General features: G+C 33.2%; 26 protein-coding genes and 1 tRNA gene. 17 read left to right on the plus strand and 10 right to left on the minus strand.

The window, feature by feature from the left end:
* The first annotated feature begins 61 nt into the window (after window positions 1-61).
* On the plus strand, window positions 62-1,633 hold the full coding sequence (locus tag DSM00_RS04205) for a sensor histidine kinase (protein ID WP_128756784.1): 1,572 nt from the start codon (window positions 62-64) through the stop codon (window positions 1,631-1,633).
* A gap of 4 nt (window positions 1,634-1,637) precedes the next feature.
* Entirely contained in the window at window positions 1,638-2,357 is a 720-nt protein-coding gene (locus DSM00_RS04210) for a response regulator transcription factor (RefSeq protein WP_128756785.1), read from the plus strand.
* A gap of 20 nt (window positions 2,358-2,377) precedes the next feature.
* On the opposite strand, the gene miaA is transcribed toward DSM00_RS04210, so the two are convergent.
* From miaA to DSM00_RS04255, 9 genes are all read right to left on the minus strand, one after another.
* Window positions 2,378-3,289: a tRNA (adenosine(37)-N6)-dimethylallyltransferase MiaA gene (miaA, locus tag DSM00_RS04215; RefSeq protein WP_128756786.1), complete on the minus strand. Its 912-nt coding sequence runs from the start codon at window positions 3,287-3,289 to the stop codon at window positions 2,378-2,380.
* A complete protein-coding gene (locus tag DSM00_RS04220) occupies window positions 3,282-4,127 on the minus strand; it encodes an ion transporter (protein WP_128756787.1) in 846 nt (281 codons plus the stop codon). The genes miaA and DSM00_RS04220 overlap by 8 nt, the downstream gene beginning before the upstream one ends.
* A 14-nt stretch (window positions 4,128-4,141) precedes the next feature.
* The gene (locus DSM00_RS04225; protein WP_128756788.1) at window positions 4,142-4,516 is read right to left on the minus strand and encodes a hypothetical protein; all 375 of its coding nucleotides are present in this window, start codon (window positions 4,514-4,516) and stop codon (window positions 4,142-4,144) included.
* A complete protein-coding gene (locus DSM00_RS04230; RefSeq protein WP_128756789.1) occupies window positions 4,517-5,884 on the minus strand; it encodes an exonuclease domain-containing protein in 1,368 nt (455 codons plus the stop codon). It abuts the gene before it with no gap.
* A gap of 40 nt (window positions 5,885-5,924) precedes the next feature.
* The gene (locus tag DSM00_RS04235) at window positions 5,925-6,587 is read right to left on the minus strand and encodes a YggS family pyridoxal phosphate-dependent enzyme (RefSeq protein WP_128756790.1); all 663 of its coding nucleotides are present in this window, start codon (window positions 6,585-6,587) and stop codon (window positions 5,925-5,927) included.
* A gap of 56 nt (window positions 6,588-6,643) precedes the next feature.
* Window positions 6,644-7,876 (minus strand): DUF1015 domain-containing protein, encoded by a 1,233-nt coding sequence (locus tag DSM00_RS04240; protein ID WP_128756791.1) that lies wholly within the window; start codon window positions 7,874-7,876, stop codon window positions 6,644-6,646.
* A 179-nt stretch (window positions 7,877-8,055) separates the two neighbouring features.
* A complete protein-coding gene (locus DSM00_RS04245) occupies window positions 8,056-8,943 on the minus strand; it encodes a 3-hydroxyacyl-CoA dehydrogenase family protein (protein ID WP_128756792.1) in 888 nt (295 codons plus the stop codon).
* Window positions 8,944-9,034: 91 nt separating this feature from the next.
* Entirely contained in the window at window positions 9,035-9,331 is a 297-nt protein-coding gene (locus DSM00_RS04250) for a putative quinol monooxygenase (protein WP_128756793.1), read from the minus strand.
* A gap of 9 nt (window positions 9,332-9,340) precedes the next feature.
* Entirely contained in the window at window positions 9,341-10,171 is an 831-nt protein-coding gene (locus DSM00_RS04255; RefSeq protein ID WP_128756794.1) for an SAM hydrolase/SAM-dependent halogenase family protein, read from the minus strand.
* A 109-nt stretch (window positions 10,172-10,280) separates the two neighbouring features.
* Between DSM00_RS04255 and DSM00_RS04260 the strand changes: the two genes are divergently transcribed.
* From DSM00_RS04260 to DSM00_RS04300, 9 genes are all read left to right on the plus strand, one after another.
* Entirely contained in the window at window positions 10,281-11,234 is a 954-nt protein-coding gene (locus tag DSM00_RS04260; protein WP_128756795.1) for a PhoH family protein, read from the plus strand.
* Window positions 11,235-11,257: 23 nt separating this feature from the next.
* Window positions 11,258-12,211 (plus strand): phosphoribosylaminoimidazolesuccinocarboxamide synthase, encoded by a 954-nt coding sequence (locus DSM00_RS04265; protein ID WP_128756796.1) that lies wholly within the window; start codon window positions 11,258-11,260, stop codon window positions 12,209-12,211.
* A gap of 95 nt (window positions 12,212-12,306) precedes the next feature.
* On the plus strand, window positions 12,307-13,677 hold the full coding sequence (locus DSM00_RS04270) for an alanine/glycine:cation symporter family protein (RefSeq protein WP_128757380.1): 1,371 nt from the start codon (window positions 12,307-12,309) through the stop codon (window positions 13,675-13,677).
* 190 nt (window positions 13,678-13,867) lie between these two features.
* Window positions 13,868-14,287, plus strand: coding sequence for a response regulator (locus tag DSM00_RS04275; protein WP_128756797.1), 420 nt, complete (start codon window positions 13,868-13,870; stop codon window positions 14,285-14,287).
* Complete coding sequence (locus tag DSM00_RS04280) at window positions 14,284-14,841, plus strand: heme NO-binding domain-containing protein (protein WP_128756798.1); 558 nt, start codon at window positions 14,284-14,286, stop codon at window positions 14,839-14,841. The genes DSM00_RS04275 and DSM00_RS04280 overlap by 4 nt, the downstream gene beginning before the upstream one ends.
* The gene (locus tag DSM00_RS04285) at window positions 14,822-17,188 is read left to right on the plus strand and encodes a PAS domain-containing sensor histidine kinase (protein ID WP_128756799.1); all 2,367 of its coding nucleotides are present in this window, start codon (window positions 14,822-14,824) and stop codon (window positions 17,186-17,188) included. The genes DSM00_RS04280 and DSM00_RS04285 overlap by 20 nt, the downstream gene beginning before the upstream one ends.
* 67 nt (window positions 17,189-17,255) lie before the next feature.
* The gene (locus tag DSM00_RS04290; protein ID WP_128756800.1) at window positions 17,256-17,579 is read left to right on the plus strand and encodes an Hpt domain-containing protein; all 324 of its coding nucleotides are present in this window, start codon (window positions 17,256-17,258) and stop codon (window positions 17,577-17,579) included.
* 4 nt (window positions 17,580-17,583) lie between these two features.
* Window positions 17,584-18,306 carry a LytR/AlgR family response regulator transcription factor gene (locus tag DSM00_RS04295; protein ID WP_128756801.1) on the plus strand — a complete coding sequence of 241 codons (723 nt, stop codon included), beginning with the start codon at window positions 17,584-17,586 and terminating at the stop codon, window positions 18,304-18,306.
* A 249-nt stretch (window positions 18,307-18,555) separates the two neighbouring features.
* Window positions 18,556-18,849: a hypothetical protein gene (locus tag DSM00_RS04300; RefSeq protein ID WP_128756802.1), complete on the plus strand. Its 294-nt coding sequence runs from the start codon at window positions 18,556-18,558 to the stop codon at window positions 18,847-18,849.
* Between the two features lie 530 nt (window positions 18,850-19,379).
* Here the strand turns inward: DSM00_RS04300 and DSM00_RS04305 are convergent.
* The gene (locus tag DSM00_RS04305; protein WP_128756803.1) at window positions 19,380-19,991 is read right to left on the minus strand and encodes an alpha-ketoglutarate-dependent dioxygenase AlkB family protein; all 612 of its coding nucleotides are present in this window, start codon (window positions 19,989-19,991) and stop codon (window positions 19,380-19,382) included.
* 244 nt (window positions 19,992-20,235) lie between these two features.
* Here DSM00_RS04305 and DSM00_RS04310 point away from each other — a divergent pair.
* The 6 genes from DSM00_RS04310 to ku all read left to right on the plus strand — a co-directional run bounded on the left by DSM00_RS04310 (window position 20,236) and on the right by ku (window position 23,454).
* Window positions 20,236-20,309 (plus strand) — tRNA-Arg (locus DSM00_RS04310).
* Between the two features lie 230 nt (window positions 20,310-20,539).
* The gene (locus DSM00_RS04315; protein ID WP_128756804.1) at window positions 20,540-20,707 is read left to right on the plus strand and encodes a BatA domain-containing protein; all 168 of its coding nucleotides are present in this window, start codon (window positions 20,540-20,542) and stop codon (window positions 20,705-20,707) included.
* Window positions 20,708-20,896: 189 nt separating this feature from the next.
* A complete protein-coding gene (locus tag DSM00_RS04320; protein WP_128756805.1) occupies window positions 20,897-21,175 on the plus strand; it encodes a hypothetical protein in 279 nt (92 codons plus the stop codon).
* A 22-nt stretch (window positions 21,176-21,197) separates the two neighbouring features.
* A complete protein-coding gene (locus DSM00_RS04325) occupies window positions 21,198-21,662 on the plus strand; it encodes a hypothetical protein (RefSeq protein WP_128756806.1) in 465 nt (154 codons plus the stop codon).
* Between the two features lie 13 nt (window positions 21,663-21,675).
* The gene (locus DSM00_RS04330; protein WP_128756807.1) at window positions 21,676-22,524 is read left to right on the plus strand and encodes an SDR family oxidoreductase; all 849 of its coding nucleotides are present in this window, start codon (window positions 21,676-21,678) and stop codon (window positions 22,522-22,524) included.
* Window positions 22,525-22,677: 153 nt separating this feature from the next.
* The gene (gene ku, locus DSM00_RS04335) at window positions 22,678-23,454 is read left to right on the plus strand and encodes a non-homologous end joining protein Ku (protein WP_128756808.1); all 777 of its coding nucleotides are present in this window, start codon (window positions 22,678-22,680) and stop codon (window positions 23,452-23,454) included.
* The last annotated feature ends 3 nt before the right edge of the window (window positions 23,455-23,457 follow it).

Below are 23,457 nucleotides of genomic sequence, written 5' to 3' on the forward strand. Positions count from 1 at the left end.
TCTTGTTAACATTTGGTTAAACCAATTATTCCCTAAATGTTAAAATCATACATTTGGGGATATGAATAAAAAACTCTTTGTACTACTTGTTGTGTTGATGAGCTTGTCTCTCATAGGCATTATATTTGTGCAGGGTTATTGGATATCTAATAGTATAGATGCCAAGCGTGGTCAATTTGGTTTTAATGCGAAGCAAGTATTAAATGCAGTTGCCCGAGATATTCAAATTAAAGAAGTAAACACATGGTATAATCCTGTACTTAAAATGCGGGATAGTTTAGGAATTCCTGATGATGTAAGCCTCTATGATTTGGTTTACAAGCAGGAAGACTCAATAACAAATGAGTCGTATGTTTTTAGAAATAGTATTGTAGAGCAAGACTACAAATTAAGCTCTCCTATTCTTGATTATGAAGTTGATAGCATAAAATTTAAAAAATATCTACAGCGGCAGTATACTCAAATTATAGATAATAACGATATTGACAAAGGGGATGTAGACCGCACAACAATATTCACCAGAATGTCTGATCTAAGTGATATTGAGCGATACAATATTGAGCAGGCGGTGATGTATATTACGCGTAAAATACCTATTCATAAGCGGGTAGATGTTGAGGAGCTAGAACGTCTTCTTACAATGGAGCTTGCTGAACGGGATATGGAAACCAATTTTGAATATGCAATTTACAGTAACAATTTTGTTACTAACGTGCGTTCTAAGGATTTTGATATTCAATCTCCAGATCAAAATTTTAGTGTTCCACTTTTTGCAGATGATGATGGTAATAGTGATTACCAATTAGTGGCGAACTTTCCCGGTGAAAAAAAATATGTAGTTTCTTCGGTTATTGGAATGGGAGGGTTGAGTATTTTATTTACCCTTATAATTGTTATCGCATACAGTAGTGCGTTACAACAATTAGTAAAACAACGTCAGATTTCAGAAATCAAAACCGATTTCATAAATAATATGACGCACGAGTTTAAAACTCCTATAGCAACTATTAATCTTGCCCTTGACGCTATTAAAAATCCAAAAATTAATGGCAACCCGGAGGCGTTAACGCGCTATATGGGAATGATACGTGAAGAAAATAAGAGAATGCATGCCCAAGTGGAGAATGTATTGCGCATTTCAAAATTAGAAAAGAACGAACTTGATATTAAGAAAGAGCGTTTAAAACTTCATGATATTATTGAAGATGCAATCATGCATATTGAATTAATTGTTGAAGATCGCCAAGGATATATAAAAACTCATTTGGGAGCTGTAAAAAGCTCAGTTCTTGCAAATGAATCTCATTTTACAAATGTTTTGGTCAACATTTTAGACAATGCTGTTAAGTATTCGACAGATGTTCCTAAAATAGATATTTACACAGAAAATCTAAAAAATTTCATACTGATTAAAATTAAAGATCAGGGTGATGGGATGACAAAACAAGTTCAAAAGAAAATATTTGATAAATTTTATCGCGAGCATACTGGCGATATACACAATGTAAAAGGTCACGGTCTGGGTCTCGCATATGCAAAACGTATGGTAGAAGATCACGCAGGTGAAATCTGGGTACAGAGCGAAAAAGGCAAAGGCAGTACCTTTATTATTAAACTACCACTAATATCTTAAACAAATGGAAACAGAAAACAAAAAAATCTTACTCGTAGAGGACGATCCAAACTTTGGAACGGTATTGAAAGATTATCTTTCAATGAATGACTACGATGTAACCCATGCAAAAAATGGAATGGAAGGATTTGAGAAGTTCAAAAAGGACGACTTTGATCTTTGTATTTTAGATGTGATGATGCCTTATAAAGATGGATTTACACTTGCGAAAGAAATACGCGAAAAGAACGAAGACGTGCCTATTATATTCTTAACCGCAAAAGCGATGAAAGAAGATGTCTTAAAAGGATATAAAGTAGGTGCAGATGATTACCTTAATAAGCCATTTGATAGCGAAGTTCTTTTGATGAAAATTAAAGCTATCATGATGCGTAAGGCGACAGATTCTGTTGCAGATAGTAAACAATTTGAATTCCAAATAGGTGGTTTCTTCTTAAATTCTAAGTTGCGTTTCCTTACTTATAAAGAAGATGAGCAAATTAAACTTTCTCCCAAGGAAAACGAATTACTGCGTCTTTTAGCATTACATGAAAATGATTTAATGCCTCGAGAGTTAGCACTTACAAAAATATGGAGAGATGATAACTACTTTACTTCTAGAAGTATGGATGTTTATATCGCTAAATTACGTAAGTATTTAAAGCGTGATGATACTGTAGAAATACTTAATATTCACGGTGAAGGTTTCCGCCTTGTTGTTAAGAGTGAAGAAGAAAAAAAATAGTGGTATTTGAAAAACGCCTCTTATTCCAGAGGCGTTTTTTCTTTTATTACTTTTATTATTTCTTCAATAGGTGTAAGATAATTAAACCAGATTACAGAATCATCTCTACGATACCATGTTAATTGCCTTTTAGCAAAACGTCTGGTATTTTTTTTAATTTCCTCAATCGCAGTATTTAAGTCATACTGGTTATCAAAGTAATTGAATAATTCTTTGTAGCCTACGGTGTTTAATGCATTTAAATCTTTAAGGGGATTTAGTGCTTTTGCTTCTTCAATAAGACCGTTTTCTATCATTGAATCAACACGTTGATTAATGCGATTATAAATTACTTCACGTTCTGCATTAAGACCAATTTTTAGTGTTTTAAAGGCTCTCTTTGTTTTATTCTTTGCCAGAAATGAAGAATACGGTTTACCAGTGCTTCTACATATTTCCAAAGCGCGAATAAGTCGTTGCTTATTACTTAAATCTATTGAGTTGTAGTGCTCAGAATCTTTTTCTAAAAGTTCTTTTTGTAGAATTTCTATTCCTTTACTTTCTAAGTCTTCAATAAGATTTTCTCTAATCTGTGGATCTACGTCAGGAAACTTATCGAGACCATTAATTATGGCATCAACGTATAGTCCAGAACCCCCTACTAAAATCGCTATATCTTTATGTACAAAATAGGCGTCTAGTGCCTGAATGCATTCTTTTTCAAATAAACCTACATTATAAGTTTCTTCAATAGATATATGCTGAATGAAATGATGTTTTGCAGCATTAAGTTCGTCATCTTCCGGTACAGCCGTTCCTATTTTCATTTCTTTGAAAAACTGTCTGGAGTCTGCTGAGAATATTTCAGCATTAAAATGCTTGGCAAGTTTTATGGATAAAGAAGTTTTACCGATTGCGGTAGGTCCTACAATTGCTATTAAAAGTTTATTCATAATGTAAACTGTTTCCGCAATTGTGACAGTATTTTGCAGAGTCTTGATGTTTACGTGCTCCGCAATTATGACAAACTTGAGTATTAATATGAAGCTTATGCTCGGGTAGCGCACCAGGTTCTTTTTTAGCCATTTCGGCACTCACGATACCCGTAGGAACTGCAATTATACCATAACCCAAAACCATTATAATCATAGCTATAAATTGCCCTAAGGCTGTCACAGGAGCAATATCTCCAAATCCTACGGTTGTTAACGTAACAATACACCAGTAAACACTAACCGGAATACTATTAAAACCGTGTTCTGGTCCCTCGACTATGTACATTAAAGTACCTGCAATTACTGACAGAATCATAACTGCAAATAGAAAAACAAGTATTTTAGGACGACTATCTTTAAGCGCCTTAGTTAATTTATTTCCTTCTCCTATGTATCTCGTGATTTTCAAGATCCTAAAAACACGAAGCAATCGTAATGCTCTAATTGTGAGTAGTGCATTAGTTCCTACAATAAAAAAGGATAAGTAAAGCGGAATCGTAGATATGAAATCTATAAGACCATAAAAGCTGAAGACATATGCTGAAGCTTTTTTAATGGAAATCACACGTAATATATATTCTATAGTAAAGAAGATGGTAATTATCCACTCGCTGATGTAGAAGTAGTCTCCGTATTTAATTTGCATTCCGGCTACACTTTCAAGCATTACTAAAACAACACTAAGAAGTATTATTATTAGCAGAATTACATCAAATATTTTTCCTGCGGGTGTATCTGCCTCGTAGATTACCTCGTGTATTTTTGATTTCCAGGTATGTTTAGCTAATTCAGTCAAAAAAGAAATTAAATTTAATAAGTAGTATTTATTACTTCCAGATTTTCTAAAGAAAATTCGCCGAGCATTTCATCTTTTAAATACATTTCGACTACACCATATTTTCCAGAATCACCGTATTTAGAAGTTGCATTTTGATCTTTCACAATATTAATTTCCTTAACCCAATCTGATTTTATTTGAAGAAGGTCACCTTCTGTGATTATATATTTTTTTGTATCAACCACTAAGATAATCAAAGGAGACTTTGAATCATTGCATATTTTACAATTGACTCTTGTGGAATCCTTTTTTTGATAATTATTTTTTTCGAAATTAGATGTTTCCTGAGCAACTACTGTAGAAACTGTAAAGCAGGCTATTATAAATAAATAAATAATTGATTTCATCTAGTGGGCTAATTCGTTTAAATCTATTGTTTTAATAACCTTTTTGACACGCAAATAACTTTGGATAATGTGTCTGGCATCTAACGAATTTTCCATAGGGGTGATAATTCGGTTTAAGATTTCAGTATTACTTATTTGATAGTTGAGATTAAAGTAGCCCAAACCTTTAAAGGCTCCTTCTTCTATTAGAATCAAGCTACGTTCATCTGTAGTTCTGCCTCGGTCTATTAACGCCACACTTTTTTGATCAAAACTAACTGCATCAATAAATGATTCTACCCGTTTATTATAATCTGATACAAGTTCTTCATTAAAACAGGCGCCACTACAAGTACTGTCAAGACATCTATCTTCTTTTAGATTTAAGTTGGTTTTTGCTGCACAGAGATTATATTCCTCTAAAATACGCACGAGGTTTGATTTTGCTACGTGTAATGTGGCGTAAGTGACAATACTGGATTTTTGAGGATCTGCTTTTTCAACTTGAAGATTTATATATCCTTTCTCATCTATGAAACTCACTATTTGAGCCTTAAATTTTAATCGGCGGTAGGAGCGATTGTGAGCAGGCTTTATTTTTTTAATCTCTTCATTCTCCTTTAATTGAGCTATAAGTTCGTTACCCGTCTCTTCATAACTAATGGCTTCTACATCTTCTTGTAGCTGTTTTGACTTTCGGTTATCATTAGTAAAGTGTTGAGTAACCCGTTTCTTTATGTTGCGGCTTTTACCGATAAGAATAACTTTCCCATATGCATTATGAAAGTAATATACACCTGTAGAACTCGGAACTTCAGAAATAAGATCCCTTAATTTTGTGTCTAGTTTCTTTTTAGGATTAAGCTTTATCGCTTCTTGTATAATTATCTTATTCGTATCTTTTGCCAGTAATAATTTAAAAAGTTTAACGGTAGCAAGTGCATCCCCGCTTGCGCGATGTCTGTCTGTAATAGGGATTCCCAGATTGCGTACTAATTTTCCTAAACTATAGCTTTCCTGATCTGGAAGTAAATTTTGTGCAAGCTCTACTGTACATAAACTTTTACGCTGATAATCATAGCCGAGCCTATCAAATTCTAATTGAAGAATACGGTAATCAAATTGTGCATTATGCGCTACAATTATACAGTCTTCGGTGATTTCTATGATGCGTTTTGCTACTTCAAAAAATTTAGGAGCATTACGTAACATCTCATTATTTATTCCTGTAAGTCCTACTACAAAAGCTTGTATAGGCCGTTCTGGATTTACGAGACTAATAAATTGATCTACAATCTCGTGACCATCATATTTATAAATCGCAACCTCAGTAACTCCTTCTTCATTATATTTTCCGCCTGTGGTTTCTAAGTCGAGTATTGCGTACATAAATTATCTGCTGTCTTAAGTTTTGTAAATCAGTAATTTATTAATTATAGTTGCGTTCACCAAAAATAGCACTTCCTACACGTACCATTGTACTTCCATAAGCTATAGCAAGTTTATAATCTCCACTCATCCCCATCGAAAGTGTAGTGAAATTGTGTTGCTCTTTATACCGGTCGTAGATTTTTTGCAATTCTGAAAACTCCCGCGTTAATTGATCTTGGTCATCTACGAAAGATGCCATTCCCATTAAACCGACTACATTTATATTTGGATAGTTTTCTTTAAACGAATTGCTGTCTAATAACTGTTTTGCCTCAGCAGGTTGCATTCCGAATTTACTATCTTCTTCAGCAATTTTAATCTGTAATAGAACTTTAATTATTCGGTTATTTTTTTCAGCTTCCTTATCAATCTCCTTAAATAATTTTAATCTATCTGCACTATGTATTAAACCCACATAAGGTGCCATGTATTTAACTTTGTTTGTTTGAACATGACCTATCATATGCCAGTCGATATCTTTGGGAAGTGATTCCCATTTATCAGTCATCTCCTGGATCTTATTTTCACCAAAAATACGTTGTCCCGCATTATAAGCTTCTTGCAAATCTTCAATAGGTTTGGTTTTTGAAACTGCCACCAGATTTACATGTTGTGGTAAAGTAGATTTTATCTGATTAAGATTAGTTTTTATTATAGACATATATTAAACGCAATTAGCTTAAGGGTAAAGTTAAGCAATGCGAAGTTCTATACAGCCTAGAAAAACTCATAAATTGTAATACCACTTCGCAGTTTTGGCTGAATGAAAGTTGATTTTGGAGGCATGGTAAGTCCCTGATCTGATATATCTTTGATTTGCTGTGTAGTAGCCGGAAATAATCCAAAGCCTACAGCATATAATCCTTTATCTACTTTTTGCTTTACAAGAAGCATATCGTCCTTTCCTTTACCATAGCCTAGCCTTACATCTGCACGTGGATTAGTAATATTAAGTATAGGTTTTAAGACCAAATCGTAGAGTATTTGTGCATCTAAATTTTCTAGAGCATTATTAAAGCTGCGATATTGAACACGTAAACTAAGCAAATAGAATTCTCCATCTAGATACATTGAAAATTCGTGAATTCTTGTTGGCTTGACATAGAAGTTTCCTCGGTTTTCAATTTTAAAGACTGAATCTAGTTCTACAAGTAACTGTTCTTTATCCTTTCCGTTTAGATCCTTTATCATTCTGCTGAATGCATGAATACGCAGATGAGACTCCGGAATTATATACGCCATAAAATGGTTAGAAGATTCTCCCGCGCTCTGAGATTGACTTAAATCGTCGTATAAAAGTGCAGAAGAGCTCGATCTATGATGACCATCTGCGATGTACAAAGCCGGCATTTTTGCATATGCGTTTTGTATAGCTTGTATTGTATTATGGTCAAAAACCGGCCATAAATAATGTGTGTCTTGATACGTGGTCGTAAACTCATACTCCGCACGTTGCTGCATAACTGCTTCGCAAATTACTGTTAGCGCTGCAGAATCTGGATGTGTAAGTAAAACCGGTTCAGAATTAAAGCCGGTAATCTTCAAATATTCTTTAAAAATCTCTTCACGATCTTTAATAGTGTTCTCGTGTTTTTTAATGAGGTTATTTTTGTAATCAAGAATACTAGCTGCAGCGATTACACCTACAAATGATTCGTTATCGCGATTTACAATCTTATAGACATAAAATGCAGGCTCTTGATCCTGAATAAATATGCCTTCTTCCTTAAATTCAAGATAACGATTGCGCACTAACTTATAACGAGCTTCTCCGCTAATTTCCTTATGATATTTGTAACCCGGATTTACGATATGTAAAAAGGAATACGGATTGTTATCTAACCGTGCCTTGCGTTCTGACTTTGAATACGTATCGTACGATCGGGAAGCTATTAAACTTACTTTATCTCGCGTGGGACGCACTGCTTTAAATGGAATTATTTTTGGCATAAAAAAGTAATTATAGGTCAAATGCAAAAGGTAATACCCTATATTAATTTGCAAAAAAAAATCTGCTTAATCTAAATACTGAAACTATTAAGATTAAGCAGAATAACAAGAAGATTTTCTTAAAATTAGATATGTTTTGTGAATCAAAAAAGCCTATCTAATTTGAAAAAATATTGAAATTAACTGAATTGTGCTGAAACAATTTCTGCTTTTCTACTTTCACTGTAATCATAAAAACCTTCGCCTGATTTCACGCCAAGTTTTCCGGCACGTACCATATTTACAAGTAATGGACAAGGCGCGTATTTTGGGTTTTTAAATCCGTCATACATCACCTCAAGAATTGCAAGACAAACATCTAGACCTATAAAATCAGCTAGCTGTAACGGTCCCATAGGATGGGCCATTCCTAGCTTCATTACAGTATCTATTTCTGCTACACCGGCAACATCATTATATAATGTTTCAACAGCCTCATTAATCATTGGCATTAAAATACGGTTTGCTACAAATCCCGGATAATCATTAACTGGTACCGGCATTTTACCAAGCTTTTGAGAAAGACTAGTTATCTTCTCGAGAGTTGCTTTTGATGTACTATACCCGCTAATAATTTCTACAAGCTTCATTACCGGAACAGGATTCATAAAATGCATCCCAATTACCTGAGCAGCCCGATTAGTCGCCGCAGCAATTTGAGTTATTGATATAGACGAAGTGTTACTGGCAAGAATAGTTTCAGGTTTACAAAACGTATCAAGATTTTTAAAAATCTCCAGTTTGATTGTGAGATTTTCGCTTGCAGCTTCAACAACAAGATCGACATCTTTAACTCCACTTTCTAGGTTATTAAGTGGAATAATATTTAGAAGCGTTTCATTTTTCTGGCTATCTGTCAAAAGTTCCTTAACAACTTGTCTATCTAGATTTTTGGTAATAGTCTCGATACCTTTCTTGAGAGATGCTTCTGAGATATCGATTAAGTTAACTTTAAAACCATTTTGAGCAAAAGTATGCGCAATTCCATTACCCATTGTACCGGCACCAATAACTGCAATTTTATTCATTTTATATAGTTTGATGATTACACCAGCAGATTACACTTTTCGCGTTATTCGCCAGTGTTATAAGATTAATTCTTTATTTTCTGTAAAGATACTATCGTAAAGTTACGAATTTTTCAACGCTCCACGCTTCGGGTTTTGCGTTAAAAAGAACTTTAGTCTTTGCCCAGGTTGAAGTAAATAAATCACTTTTTCTGTATTTTTCTAACGCTTCTGCACTCGTCCAATGACTATGAGTGAAGAATACCGAGGATTTCTCTGAGCCTTTGAGTAGTTCTAGAAATTCACAACCTTCAAAGCCTCGAATTTTCTCTTTCACTTCGTTAAAAAGAATTTCAAAATTTGCAACCTCTTCTGGTTTGAATTCCATTTTTACAAGACGTACGAGCATGAGATAGATTTAATCAAAGTTTACGGTTACCGTGTCTCTATAATCTAAACCAAAAAGTGTCGAAGCACTACCTACGGTAGAAGGGTTGCTTTTATAGATAGCTAGCTCCAGATATCCAGACGAATTGAATAAGGCTATTTTTTTACCATCTTCTTCCCGTTTAGTTTTTTCGATATCAAAATTGATGGCATCACTATATTTATCATAGATTCTTGTAAAATGTGCTCTCCGAGCTTGTATTCTAAACGCTCTGCTTTTGCCAACCTCTTCAAATAAACGTCGAGTAATATTAGTAATCACATTGCCATAATTATCTACATAAATAACATTTCCTATAATTTGTTTTTGTTCGCTATTAATTACAGGCATAATACCGGTTATGGCGCGTATTTCTTTAATAGGTTTACCTATAACTCCCAGGGTTCCGCCACGTGCAATATGACAGGCAACCTGTACAAATACATCAAGTTCGGTAAAGTTAGTTTTAATACGGTCATGTATATTAATTTCTACAACTTCCTCAGGAACAATGGTGCGCGTAATCATAGACATGATACCATTATTTGCACACACAAAATAATGACCTTCCAGTTTTACGGCAATATGTTTGTTTTCTGGCGTCTGCTCAGAATCAATCCCTATAATATGTATAGTGCCTTCTGGAAAATTGCGATAGGCATTTTGAATGATGTAGGCAGCTTCAGTAATATGAAATGGCGATACATTATGCGAGATATCAACAATTTTGGCATCTGCCAATTCAGAATAAATAGCGCCTTTAACCGCACCGGCAAAATGATCTTTTAAGCCGAAATCTGTGGTTAACGTTATAATGGGCATAGGCGGTTTTGTTGATATATTTAAAGGGTAGAGTTACTAATTTTATTTACATTTGTTAAACGCAAAACTAAAGATAATTAACTAGTTTCTTTATAAAATTCTTCCGCTTTTGAACGAACTTATCATTGAACTTTCAGAGATTACACCAAGAGATTTTTTTGGTGAAAATAATATTAATATTGAACTACTTAAGAAGTACTTCCCAAAACTGAAGATTGTTGCCCGTGGTAACAATATCAAGGCCTACGGTGATGAAGATCTTTTAGAAGAGTTTGATAAGCGTATGACTATGCTCTTAGAGCATTTTGCAAAATATAACAAACTCGATCAGAATTCTATAGAACGTGTTTTAACGAGTGAGAGCAAAGCAGATTACGAGACTTCTGTTGCCAGTGGTGAGATTTTAGTTCACGGGGTAGGAGGAAAGCTTATTAAAGCACAAACTGCTAACCAGCGCAAAATGGTTGACTTATCACGTAAAAATGATATGGTTTTTGCTATAGGACCCGCAGGTACCGGTAAAACATATACAGCTGTTGCATTAGCAGTAAAAGCATTAAAAGAAAAGCAGGTTAAACGCATAATTTTAACACGCCCTGCAGTTGAAGCTGGCGAGAATCTCGGTTTTTTACCAGGTGATTTAAAAGAAAAACTAGATCCATATATGCAGCCGCTTTATGACGCATTGCGTGATATGATACCGCATGAGAAATTAGAGAGTTTTATAGAAAAAGGAGTTGTTCAAATTGCTCCTATGGCTTTTATGCGTGGCCGCACACTAGATAACGCCTTTGTTATACTTGATGAGGCTCAAAATACTACCCACGCACAGATGAAAATGTTCTTGACACGTATGGGTAAACATGCAAAATTTATGATTACCGGAGATCCAGGTCAAATAGATTTACCTAGACGTGTTATAAGTGGTTTAAAAGAAGCTCTTTTAGTACTTAAAGATGTAGATGGTATAGGTATGGTTTACCTTGATGATAAGGACGTTATACGTCACAGACTGGTAAAAGAAGTAATAGCAGCTTACAAAGCAATCGAAAACAGAGACTAAACTTTAAGAATTACAATCAAGAAATGTCAAATAAAACCATTACCGATACAAATTACAATTTTCCGGGACAAACAGCTGTTTACAAAGGAAAAGTACGAGAAGTATATAGTCTTGAAAATAATCAATTAATTATGGTTGCTACAGATAGGCTAAGTGCTTTTGACGTAGTTATGCCTAAAGGAATACCCTATAAAGGACAAATTCTAAACCAGATTGCGACAAAGATGATGCGCGATACTCAGGATATTGTTCCTAACTGGCTTGAAGCTACTCCAGATCCTAATGTTGCTGTAGGTAAAAAATGTGATCCTTTTAAAGTAGAAATGGTTATTCGCGGTTATATGAGTGGGCATGCTGCACGTGAATATAAGGCTGGTAAACGCATACTTTGCGGAGTAGAACTTCCTGAAGGATTAAAAGAGAATGATAAATTTCCTACTCCTATTATCACACCGGCAACTAAAGCCGAAATGGGAGACCATGATGAAGATATCTCTAAAGAAAATATTATTAAACGCGGAATTGTATCTGTGGAAGATTATGCGATTCTTGAAGACTATACTCAAAAATTATTTCAAAGAGGTACTGAAATTGCTCAGGCAAGAGGATTGATTCTCGTAGATACTAAATATGAATTCGGTAAAACGGCTGATGGTGAGATCGTATTGATTGATGAAATACATACTCCAGACTCTTCCCGATATTTCTATGCAGATGGCTATTCAGAGCGTCAGCAAAATGGCGAAGCTCAAAAGCAGTTATCTAAGGAGTTTGTGAGACAATGGCTTATAGGAAATGGTTTTCAAGGTCTTGAAGGTCAAAAGTTACCTGTTATGACCGATGAATATATAGAAACTGTATCTGAGCGATATATTGAGTTATTTGAAAATATAACTGGAGAGAAATTTGTAAAAGCAGATCTTTCTAATATAGATAAGCGCATAGAGGATAATGTACTTGCTTATCTCAACAATTAAAGGACTATTTTTCTGTAAAAATGTTTTAGTTATAAATGCCTTAAGTACTTTGATAACTTCATAATTCAATAATTAAATTTTAAAGATTTTAAATGATGGAAAAAATTAATTATTGGGTTTCAGAAGCAGCATCCTTTGTTTGGGGTTTACCTCTTTTAATTTTATTAATAGGTGGCGGTTTATACCTGCTTATTTATTCCAGATTTTTACCGTTCGCATACTTTGCTCATGCCATAAATGTTTTACGTGGTAAATATGATAATCCTAATGATCCTGGGGAAATAAGTCATTTTCAAGCCTTGATGACTGCACTATCCTCTACTGTGGGAATGGGGAATATTGCAGGTGTTGCGGTTGCTATTGCTGTAGGCGGACCCGGAGCAGTTTTCTGGATGTGGGTAAGTGCAATTGTGGGTATGAGCACCAAATTTTTTACGTGCACGCTTGCCATATTATATCGTGGTAAAGATGATGCTGGTGAAATTCAGGGTGGACCGATGTATTTTATAGTTGAAGGTCTTGGAAAAGCTTGGAAACCACTAGCAATAATGTTTAGTGTAGCCGGTTTAGTGGGAGCCCTACCAGTTTTTAATGTAAATCAGCTTACGCAGGCCATTAATGATATTTTACTAGTTCCTAATGGTTATGAAAAAAGCTTTTCAACAGATTTGGTCATAGGTATTGTACTTGCTTTAATAACCGGTGTTGTAATTCTGGGAGGATTAAATCGTATTAGTAAAACCGCTTCACGCATTGTACCTGCTATGGTGGGATTATATTTTATCGCTGTGTTGGCCATACTTTTCATAAATGTAGACGTAGTTCCCTATTATTTTAAGCTCATATTTACTGATGCTTTTGCCGCAAATAATTATACTGGTGACCCTATGTTTGGTGGTATTCTTGGAGCTTTAATTGTTCTTGGAATTCGTCGAGGAGCATTTTCAAACGAGGCCGGTATAGGTACGGCTCCCATGGCTCATGGTGCCGCAAAAACAAATGAACCTATACGTGAGGGTTTAGTAGCAATGTTAGGTCCATTTATAGATACTATAATTGTGTGTACACTTACAGCTTTAAGTATTTTGGTAACTGGTGTTTGGAAGACTAGCGAGGCAAATGGGGTAAGTCTAACTGCAAAAGCCTTTTCTGATGCGATTCCGGGGTTTGGACCGTATTTACTATTAGTATGTATTGCTGTGTTTAGCATCAGCTCTTTATTTTCATATTCTTATTACGGCACAAAATGCTTATCATTTTTGTTTGGAACACGCCATAAACATATCTACAATTATTTTTATATAGGAAGTATTCTACTTGGTGCGACCACATCATTGAGCTTAATGATAAATCTAATTGATACGTTTTTTGCGCTAATGGCAATACCTACAATGCTTACCACGCTTATATTGGCTCCTAAAGTAATGGCTAGAGCTCGTTTATACTTTGATAATCTTAAAAATTAACCTTAGAATTTGGTGAATTTAACTGGTGTATAAAAAATAGATTACCTAATTAGATCACTTTACCGCTTAACTACACTTTAGCGCAACTCGTCTATACTAAATTTACGGGCTAACGTTTCATGATGAAATAATGCCATTCTTTTTTGCAACTTTATACTATTAAGTACAAGTTGAATTCACACGCTCTGTCATGAAAAAAAGAATTTTATCTATTCTTCTTATAGAAGATGATCGTATTGAGGTAATGAAACTGAAACGTGTGTTAAGTAAGAATAACTTAAAACACGATCTGGTTGAAGCGCGCAATGGTGAGGAAGCCTTAAAAATTCTAGAGGATAGAAGCAATCTTCCAGATATTATTCTTCTTGATTTAAATATGCCAAAAATCGATGGGATTGAATTTCTCAAAGTCTTGAAAAAAGAGCCTCTCTTAAAATATATCCCTACCATAGTTCTAACTACATCAAATAATCATAATGATGTCAAAGAATGTTATGAAATAGGGATTGCCGGTTATGTTTTAAAACCGCTTAAATACGAAGATTATGTAGAAAAAATAGAAAGATTGCTGGAATACTGGAGTATTAATGAGGTGATACATATTTTATGAAAGGAGTAGTATTTACAGAATTTCTCGAGCTAGTTGAAACTAAATTTGGAATCCAGATGGTTGATGATATTATTAAATCTTCTAACCTAGAATCTGGAGGAGCCTATACCGCAGTAGGAACTTATAAATTTGGTGAGATGGTCTCGCTACTTTCAGAATTGAGTAAACGTACCCAGCTTTCAATAGATGATTTACTTTATGTATATGCTCAGCATTTTTTTACTGTTATACAAGTTAGCTATCCGGGATTTTTGAAGACATTTTCAGATCCTATAGAAATGCTTTCTTCTATTGAAGATCATATACACGTTGAGGTGCTTAAAATATACCCTGATGCGCAATTACCTACTTTTAAAACTCTCGAAAAGACAGAAAATACGTTAACTTTAGATTATATGTCTAGTCGTGCTATGTATAGTTTTGGTTTAGGATTGATGCATGAGACATTTAATTTTTTCAAAATCGACTGTACGATTAGATTAGAAAAAATAAAAGACGACGGAACGCACGTTAGATTTTTTATTAAAGTAAAAAATGGAAATACCAGACCTTGAAGTATATAAACGCATAATAGAACGGGAGCGTAAAGCTCGCAAAATGGCTGAGAGTATTCTTGAGGCAAAATCTTCTGAACTTTATAGAACTTCCCAAGAATTAAAACGATCTAATGAGCGTTTGCGGTCCTCTATTTATCAAAAAAATTCTGAGCTCAAAGGTCTTTTTGAAAGTCTGGTAGACGCTTATATCGTCATTGACTTAGAAGGCTACATTTTAAAGATGAATGCTGCTGCCATAAATCTTCTAGGGTATAATTCAGATCAAGAATCGGTGTTTCTTCCGAAGTTAATATTGAAGGAAGATAAGTACAAAGTAATAAAAGGTTTTAAAGCCTTATTGTCTACAGGTAACATCACCAATTTTAAGGTAACAATTCTCACTAAAAATGATAAGTATTGTAGAATTCATATCAATGCAAGTGTTATTAAAAATGAAGAAGGAGAAGCTGTAGCAGCTCAAGGAATTCTAAGAGATATTACTTTTGAAGAAGAAAAAGCGCAAATAATTAGTGATCAGAAAAAGCAGCTCGAATTTATTGTAAACAGTTCGCCTCTAGGTATTGCTCTAACCACAAACGGTCTTATAGATAATTGTAATGCAAGTTTTACAAGAATCCTAGGGTATCAAGAGGATGAAATTATAGGCAAAAGCTTAAAATCTATAACGGTTGCAGCTGAACAGTCTGATTATGATGACAAGAGTAAACAGCTACATAAAGGCGAAATAAATTCGTTTACTACAACTATAAAATACATCACTAATTTTGGAGAGATTATAACTACTAAAATTAATGTAAGTAGTGTTCAGGATCATAATGACATCACCCTTCAGCAAGAAGTAATTACTATTGAAGATATTACTAAAGAGCTCTTAGCTCAAGAAAAACTTATTGAATCAGAAAACCGCTTATCAGCTTTAATTTTAAGGCTGCAAAGTGGGATTTTACTGGAGGATGAAAATAGAAAGGTGGTTTTAACTAATCCGATGTTCTGTGAGATGTTTGGTATTGATGTTAATCCTGAAATGTTAATAGGGGCAGACTGTATTAAAGCAGCAGATGATGCTAAAACTTTGTTTAAAGATCCGGATAAGTTTTTAGTTCGTATTTCTGAGATATTAGAAAAAAGAGAATTAGTAACTGGTGATGAACTTGAATTGATTGACGGAAGAATTTTACTCAGAGATTTTGTTCCCGTTTATTCAAATGAAAAATACAAAGGACATTTGTGGAGTTATAATGATATAACGCTTAGTAAAAGGCATAAGGAAGATCTAAGAAACCAAAAAGAGAAATACAGCAATATAATCGCCAATATGAATCTTGGTCTGGTGGAGACCAATACAGATGGAAAAATTCTATTTGTGAATCAAAGTTTTTGTGAGCAAAGTGGTTATAGCAAACAAGAATTATTAGGCAAAATTGCCAGTGATATATTTGTAACTAAAAAAAGTAAACAGATTATTCTTGAAAAATTTAAATCTCGTAAAAAAGGGATTTCAGATTCTTACGAAGTAGAAATAATATCAAAAGATAGAGGTTTAAGAAATTGGCTTGTAAGTGGAGCTCCTAATTATGATATTCATGGTAACCACATAGGAAGTGTAGGTATTCAGCTTGATATAACAGAGTTTAAAAATCTTGAAATTCAAAAGGAACTACTCTTAAAAAATCTAGAAAAGAGTAATAAAGAATTACAAGAATATGCACACGTGGTATCTCACGATTTAAAAAGTCCGTTGCGCAGTATTAATGCACTTGCAAATTGGATAAAAGAAGATAATGCGGCAGTCTTAGATGAGCAAAGTTTAGAAAATTTTGAAATTCTTGAAAATACTCTGGAGAAAATGGAAAATCTTATTTCAGGGATTTTGAATTATAGTAGTATTCAAATTGAAACTACAAATGATAAAACAACAGACGTATATGATATTATTCAGGATATACGAGAACTTATGTTTATTCCCAGCAATATAAGATTAAATGTCGTGACTAAGTTACCTGTGATTAATGTTGATCGAACACGTCTTCAACAAGTGTTTCAAAATCTAATTGGCAACGCAATACGATATTGCGATAAAGATAAAGGGCATATCGAAATATCCTATATAGATCGAGGGGATTTCCACGAATTTGCAATACGTGATAATGGGATAGGTATTGAAGAAAAATACTATTCTAAGATTTTTAATATATTTCAGTCGTTAACAGATCACGATGATTCAACCGGAATAGGATTATCAATTGTAAAGAAAATAGTAGATATGTATCAAGGTAAGATTTGGGTGGAAAGTATTCCGAAGAAGGGTAGTACATTTTATTTCAGTCTTAAGAAAACGAAATAATTAATTAATTCAGATTAAAGTTAGACTGAACTTAAATAGAATTATTAATCTGTTTAGAATATAAACTATGATTACGGAAATCCCAGATCTAAACAAGATTAAGCATATAGCAGCCGATAGTAAGGACTTTGAATATGAATTGATAGCAATTTTAAAAGAAGAATTACCGCTAGAAATAAATCAATACTATCTGCACCTCAAAACACAGGATTTTATAAAATGTGCTGCAGACGTTCATAAATTAAAGCATAAAATAAGTATATTGAATATGCATATGTCTTATGAATTTGCAATTATATATGAGGATGAACTGAAGTTAGGTGACAATAAATCTTCTTTACATTTTGATAAGATTCTAAATGCAATGTCAACCTTTATTTCAAAAATTTAATACTATGGATTGTATCATAATAGATGACGAAGCTTTAGCCCGAGCAATTGTGAGCAATCACTGTAAAAAAGCAAATCTCAATTTAGTTGCAGAGTTTGATAATGCTATTGCAGCTATAAAATTTCTTAATCAGCAGCCAGTAGATTTGATTTTTCTAGATATACACATGCCAGATTTTACAGGATTTGACTTGATTCAAACTCTAAAAAATCCTCCCAGAATTGTATTGACGACATCAGATCGTAATTTTGCTATAGAGGCTTTCGAATATGAGTGTATTGTAGATTATTTAGTTAAGCCTGTAGAATTACCACGTTTTTTAAAATCTGTTGAAAAGGCAAAACAAGTTAAACATCCAGTATCTTCCTCTTCTACAAAGCCACTTACCGAGGTAAATGAGGTGAAAACCGAAAAGGGTACAGACTTATATGTGAATATTGATAGAAGACTAATTAAAATAAATTTTGATAGCATTTTAATTATAGAAGCTAAAGGAGATTATATTCTTATTAAAACGGAGTCTAAAAATTATACAGTTCATTCGACGTTGAAGAAAATAGAAGAGAAACTACCAGACAGTAAGTTTTTGAAAATTCACCGTTCGTTTGTAATAAACTTCCATAAAATCATAGATATAGAAGATAACAGTGTTCTTATTGCAAAAGACGTAATACCTATAAGTCGCTCAAATCGACCCATTTTGATGAAGCAGCTAAACTTACTGTAAAGTTGATATCATGCAACAACTCAAGCTCCAGATCTTAATTAAAGAACTGGAGCTTTTTTATTTCTACTAACACAAAGTTGATTTTCATATAGATGTAAAACACTGAAATGTAGGAATTTAGGTGATTAGTCAAAGTTTTCTGTAGGAAAATGTTAAAAATTGTTTTTTATAATGTATTTCAACGAATTAAATTGTTTGTTATAGATTAATGGTATTATATTTACGATGTAATACAACAAAACCCAACTTATGCTTAAAATTATTAGTACTAGCTTGATTCTGTTTATAGGATCGATAAGTTTTGCAAATTCGTCTAAAATCGTAATTCCATCAGACAATTTTAAGTCAGAAATCATTCCTCTCTTTAAGTATAATTTGGATAATGTAAAATTTTACGAAGCGAATAATCTAATAGTATCAGAATTACCTAATGCTGTACTGAGATTGCACGATTTGAAAGAAGTTAATTTTAGAGGTGAGATAATATTAAGACGTTCTCCACTAGAACTTGCAAAGTTAAAATCACCAATTAAAACTGCATAAAGAACCCCAAATTACAATTGAAATTTAGTTTCCCCAAAGACTAATTGATTATTACATTAACTATAACAAAACCTAATTTAGATTTTTTTCTTACAAAGATTTCCCCAATTTGTAGGATCATGTAACCCTTACAATTACAACAATTCCCCAAATCGTAATTGACTAAGAATTTAAGTTGGGAGAAAGGCCCGTTGCGTAAGCACGGGTTTTTCATTTTATATAATTTTGAGAATTTATATCAATTCGACTAATTCCTGCATCTCCGTTTAACGGCTCAAAATTACCACTCGTCTACATTCATCAGCTTCCGAACGTTTTTTTTCAAAATAAGTAATTCTAATTGAGAAATTTGAATAGAATTAATAGGGGAAAATATTTAAGGTTTTTTACGATTCACTTTTTTTAGTGATTGATGTCTTATTTTTTAGTTAGCCAATTCTAAGATCAGTTTAAGCCCCCTTATATCTATTCTTTTCAATTACTGAACTCCTTTCACTTTCCCTAGAGCGATTGGAGTTCTTTCATTATGATTAATCTTCTTTAATCATTCTAAAGGTTAGGTTTATTCTAGGAGTAAGAATTTTTTTAGTAGTAGGCAATCTATGCAGCCAGTTTTCTTGTGTTTCTCCTTTCATAACCAGTAAACTGCCATTCTCTAGAGAAAGCTCCACTTTTTCATTTGTACGTTTGTGTTTAAATAAAAATCGTCGTTCTGCACCCAGACTAATTGAGGCTATAGCGCCATTCTTTTTTAAATCTTTTTCAGCATCGCTGTGCCACGACATGCCTTCGCTACCATCGTGATATAGATTTAATAAGCAAGAATTAAATAATTCACCTGTTTTATCTTCGGTGCGTTGTTTTAAAATTTGTAATTCAGTCGTCCAGGGGAGTGCAGATTTTGTAGTTTTTGAGTACGTATATGAATAGGGTTTATCTCCATACCACGCTACTTTACGTTTTGTTATAATCTTTTTTCCAAAAATAATAGCTTCGTCATTTTTCCAGGCAATATTTTCCAAGAGCTTACTGTAAAATAAATGAGCTTCTTGGGAGTCAAACAAAGATCCATAATAGTTAACTGTACCATCTTTTGGGAGTAAATTTATATTTGAATCTGGTTCTAGTTCGAATAATTTCATACCTTAATTTTAATTAAAGTTCTATAATTTTAAGTAGTTATGTGAAATATCTGAATCAATTATGATTTGTAAAGTTTGAATTTTTAAAATTTATATATTTTAATGCATATTAAATTAGCGTGTAGTTTATTTAAAACGAGAGGTTTATATAGACTTTGTCAACTGCGGTGAAAATAATATGTATTTTTTTTCAACTAACACTTTAACTTTTTAGTTAATGTATTATATTTGCACCCGCAAAAAGGGTCGCGTAGCTCAGTTGGATAGAGCATCTGCCTTCTAAGCAGACGGTCACAGGTTCGAATCCTGTCGCGATCACTTTAGAAACTAAGCACTTACAATTAATTTTGTAGGTGCTTTTTTGGTTTTACTATTACAGTCTTAATCTATTGAAGCTTTTCAATTTAAAACTTAGGATGTTCAGACTTAATTCAAGTTTGATCCCACAGACTACATGGTGTAATATTTAAAAGTGTTATAATATAATTTAGAATTTTCAATTTTGTTTTATATAGTTTTAGCTAACAACTAATCTAAAACTTACCAAAATGCTTAATTCAATTATAATGCAAATTCCACACGGGACACCAAATCCAGATAACAACAATCCTGTTGATTTTACAAATCCTTTTGATCTCCTTGTATTTCTAATTTTACCCATTGTACTTGTAGTTTTTTATATTATCTGGAGACGAAAGCGAAATAACCGTAAGTAAATCAGAAAATTTTAAGAATCATAATATTTTAAAACAATAAAAGCATTTTTAAATCGATATCATTTCGTTAATTTTTTTAAGAAAAATTTAAATAACTATATTAAATTTTTAATAATTATAATTTAAGATGATGGCAAAGCAGTATTTAGTTCATAATTTTAAATAATTACTAATAAAAATAATTGCGTTATGAACTTCTCCAACGAAAATCACTTTCTAAATACAATTGATGATTTGCGAAGACGCCATCAATTTTCTGAAAACGAACTTCAAAAATTAGAGCATCTTAAAACAACACCTATTTTAAGTTTAGCATATACAGACGTAGGTGGTTTTGATCTTAAAAACGGAAGTTTTTCCAATGAGGGGCAAACTGGAACTTATAAGTTGAAAATAAGTTATTTAAGTTCAAAAAACGCTCAGCAAAAAGTCACTGGTTTTATTCCAAATACAGTGGAGGATTTATAATTAATATTAAAACCTTCGCATTATGGAAACTTCAGCATCTCATAAACTACTACAGCGTCTTAACGGTTTAAAATTTATTACCTCTAGATATCTAGATATTTATGAGGTAATATCTATTAATTCTAAAAATATTTCACTCAAACGAATTTTCATTAAACTGTATACTAACAAATTAAATTTCATTGAATCATTAGAAAAGCTGAAGCAAAATATTGTTTCAGAGTACGCTACTGAATGTGGTAGTGAATCAGTTATTCCTAACGAGTATCTGAGTATGATGCCAGAAATAGGATATACAAGTGTTATTAAAAATTGTTACCAAATAGAAAATGCGATTTATGAGTCTTGTAAATCTGTAATGGAACAGACGAATAATACCAGTTTTAAGAATAATATAGATAACTTTTTACGAGTTCATAAAAATATACTGAAGGATTTAAAGCCTATAAATCTTGACTGTGTAGAATATAATAATCAAACGATCTAACTAAAACACCAATATGAGCAAGCCAGAAAAATTTCCAAAACAAGACCAAAACTTACCGGGAAGTGAGAAAGAAATGAATCCTCAGCCAGAAATTATTAGAGCTAATTATAAGGGTTCAGAAAAATTAAAGAATAAAATTGCCTTAATTACAGGCGGCGATAGTGGTATAGGGAGAAGCGTGGCGGTGCATTTTGCAAAAGAAGGTGCATCGGTAGCCATTATTTATAAATCAGAATCTGAAGATGCTGCATACACTAAAGAATTAGTTGAGAAAGAAGGTCAAGAGTGCTTACTCTTTGAGGGTGATGTAAAGGATGAAACATTTTGCGCTGAGAGTGTTAAACAAGCGATAGCTCATTTTGGACATATAAATATCTTGGTAAACAATGCGGCTGTGCAATTTCCAAAAAGTACTGTTGCCGATCTTTCAATTTCTGAAATTAAAGAAACTTTTGAAACCAATATTTTTCCGTATTTCTATTTCGTTAAAGCTTTAGAAGATCAGTTTAAAGAAGGGGATTGTGTTATTAATTCAACATCTGTAACAGCTTACAGAGGATCTTCACACCTTCTTGATTATAGTAGTACCAAAGGTTCTATAACTACATTTACCCGATCACTTAGTAAAATGTGGGCCTCTAAGAATATACGCGTAAATGGAGTTGCTCCTGGTCCTATATGGACTCCTCTAATTCCTTCTACTTTTGATGATGTATCAGATTTTGGACAAGATGTTCCACTAGGAAGAGCCGGCCAGCCAAGTGAAGTCGCTCCGGCATACGTATTTCTGGCGAGTGAAGATAGTTCGTATATTACAGGGCAGGTTATCCACGTGAACGGTGGTGAAGTGGTAGGGGCGTAAAAGAGATAACTGCTTTTAGAAAATGATAACCACTAGAAGTGGTTATCGTTTTTTTTTAAATCAACTTAATCTCGACAATTTTCAGATCTGTTAAAGTAATTTGAAAGAATCAAGAAGTCATTTTATGAATGGCTATTTTTAAAAGAAAAAACTATGAGATCTATTTGGAATGGTACAATAAGTTTTGGTTTAGTTTCTATACCCGTAAAACTATTTTCAGGATCTGAAGATAGAAAATTAGATCTTGATATGCTCGACAAGCACGATAATCAACGTATTAGATATAAACGTGTGAATGAGAAGACCGGGAAAGAAGTGGTTTGGGGCGACATCGTAAAAGGGTTTAAGAAAGATGACAGTTATGTGATTTTAGAAAATGAGGATTTTGAGAAAGCCAATTTAAAAAAGAGCAAAACTATAGATATTGAAGAATTTGTAAATCAAGATGATGTAGCTGATGTTCTATTCAAAAAGCCTTATTTTCTCGAGCCTCAGAAAGAAGGAAGTAAATCGTACAACTTACTGCGGGATGCCTTGAAAAAAACGAACAAGTTAGGGGTAGGTACTTTTGTAATGAGACAGAAAGAGCATTTAAGTTTAATAGGTCATTATAAAGATGCTTTAGTACTTCACGTAATTCGCTTTACCGATGAGATTCGCGATCCTTCAGAATTAAAACTTTCTAAAACCAAAGTGACTAAAAAGGAAGTTGATATGGCTATTTCACTTATAGAAAATTATTCTGAAAAATTTAATTTATCAAAATACAAGGATGTTTATAATGATCAGCTTATGAAAATTATAAATGATAAAGCCAAAGGGAAAACCACAAAAGTAGAAGAGGTAAATGTAGAACCTACTGACGCGAAAGATTTGATGGCGCAATTAAAAGCAAGTTTAGAAGCGCGTAAGAAGAAAAAAGCTTCTTAAACT

This window comes from Leeuwenhoekiella aequorea (assembly GCF_004104375.1).
In the GTDB taxonomy this organism is placed as follows: Bacteria; Bacteroidota; Bacteroidia; order Flavobacteriales; family Flavobacteriaceae; genus Leeuwenhoekiella; species Leeuwenhoekiella aequorea.

Coding starts and splice junctions, on each gene's coding strand:
- DSM00_RS04205 (WP_128756784.1), top strand. CDS start 62: ATGAATAAAAAACTCTTTGTACTACTTGTTGTGTTGATGAGCTTGTCT.
- DSM00_RS04210 (WP_128756785.1), top strand. CDS start 1,638: ATGGAAACAGAAAACAAAAAAATCTTACTCGTAGAGGACGATCCAAAC.
- miaA (WP_128756786.1), bottom strand. CDS start 3,289: ATGAATAAACTTTTAATAGCAATTGTAGGACCTACCGCAATCGGTAAA.
- DSM00_RS04225 (WP_128756788.1), bottom strand. CDS start 4,516: ATGAAATCAATTATTTATTTATTTATAATAGCCTGCTTTACAGTTTCT.
- DSM00_RS04230 (WP_128756789.1), bottom strand. CDS start 5,884: ATGTACGCAATACTCGACTTAGAAACCACAGGCGGAAAATATAATGAA.
- DSM00_RS04235 (WP_128756790.1), bottom strand. CDS start 6,587: ATGTCTATAATAAAAACTAATCTTAATCAGATAAAATCTACTTTACCA.
- DSM00_RS04240 (WP_128756791.1), bottom strand. CDS start 7,876: ATGCCAAAAATAATTCCATTTAAAGCAGTGCGTCCCACGCGAGATAAA.
- DSM00_RS04245 (WP_128756792.1), bottom strand. CDS start 8,943: ATGAATAAAATTGCAGTTATTGGTGCCGGTACAATGGGTAATGGAATT.
- DSM00_RS04250 (WP_128756793.1), bottom strand. CDS start 9,331: ATGCTCGTACGTCTTGTAAAAATGGAATTCAAACCAGAAGAGGTTGCA.
- DSM00_RS04255 (WP_128756794.1), bottom strand. CDS start 10,171: ATGCCCATTATAACGTTAACCACAGATTTCGGCTTAAAAGATCATTTT.
- DSM00_RS04265 (WP_128756796.1), top strand. CDS start 11,258: ATGTCAAATAAAACCATTACCGATACAAATTACAATTTTCCGGGACAA.
- DSM00_RS04270 (WP_128757380.1), top strand. CDS start 12,307: ATGGAAAAAATTAATTATTGGGTTTCAGAAGCAGCATCCTTTGTTTGG.
- DSM00_RS04275 (WP_128756797.1), top strand. CDS start 13,868: ATGAAAAAAAGAATTTTATCTATTCTTCTTATAGAAGATGATCGTATT.
- DSM00_RS04280 (WP_128756798.1), top strand. CDS start 14,284: ATGAAAGGAGTAGTATTTACAGAATTTCTCGAGCTAGTTGAAACTAAA.
- DSM00_RS04285 (WP_128756799.1), top strand. CDS start 14,822: ATGGAAATACCAGACCTTGAAGTATATAAACGCATAATAGAACGGGAG.
- DSM00_RS04290 (WP_128756800.1), top strand. CDS start 17,256: ATGATTACGGAAATCCCAGATCTAAACAAGATTAAGCATATAGCAGCC.
- DSM00_RS04295 (WP_128756801.1), top strand. CDS start 17,584: ATGGATTGTATCATAATAGATGACGAAGCTTTAGCCCGAGCAATTGTG.
- DSM00_RS04300 (WP_128756802.1), top strand. CDS start 18,556: ATGCTTAAAATTATTAGTACTAGCTTGATTCTGTTTATAGGATCGATA.
- DSM00_RS04305 (WP_128756803.1), bottom strand. CDS start 19,991: ATGAAATTATTCGAACTAGAACCAGATTCAAATATAAATTTACTCCCA.
- DSM00_RS04315 (WP_128756804.1), top strand. CDS start 20,540: ATGCTTAATTCAATTATAATGCAAATTCCACACGGGACACCAAATCCA.
- DSM00_RS04320 (WP_128756805.1), top strand. CDS start 20,897: ATGAACTTCTCCAACGAAAATCACTTTCTAAATACAATTGATGATTTG.
- DSM00_RS04325 (WP_128756806.1), top strand. CDS start 21,198: ATGGAAACTTCAGCATCTCATAAACTACTACAGCGTCTTAACGGTTTA.
- DSM00_RS04330 (WP_128756807.1), top strand. CDS start 21,676: ATGAGCAAGCCAGAAAAATTTCCAAAACAAGACCAAAACTTACCGGGA.
- ku (WP_128756808.1), top strand. CDS start 22,678: ATGAGATCTATTTGGAATGGTACAATAAGTTTTGGTTTAGTTTCTATA.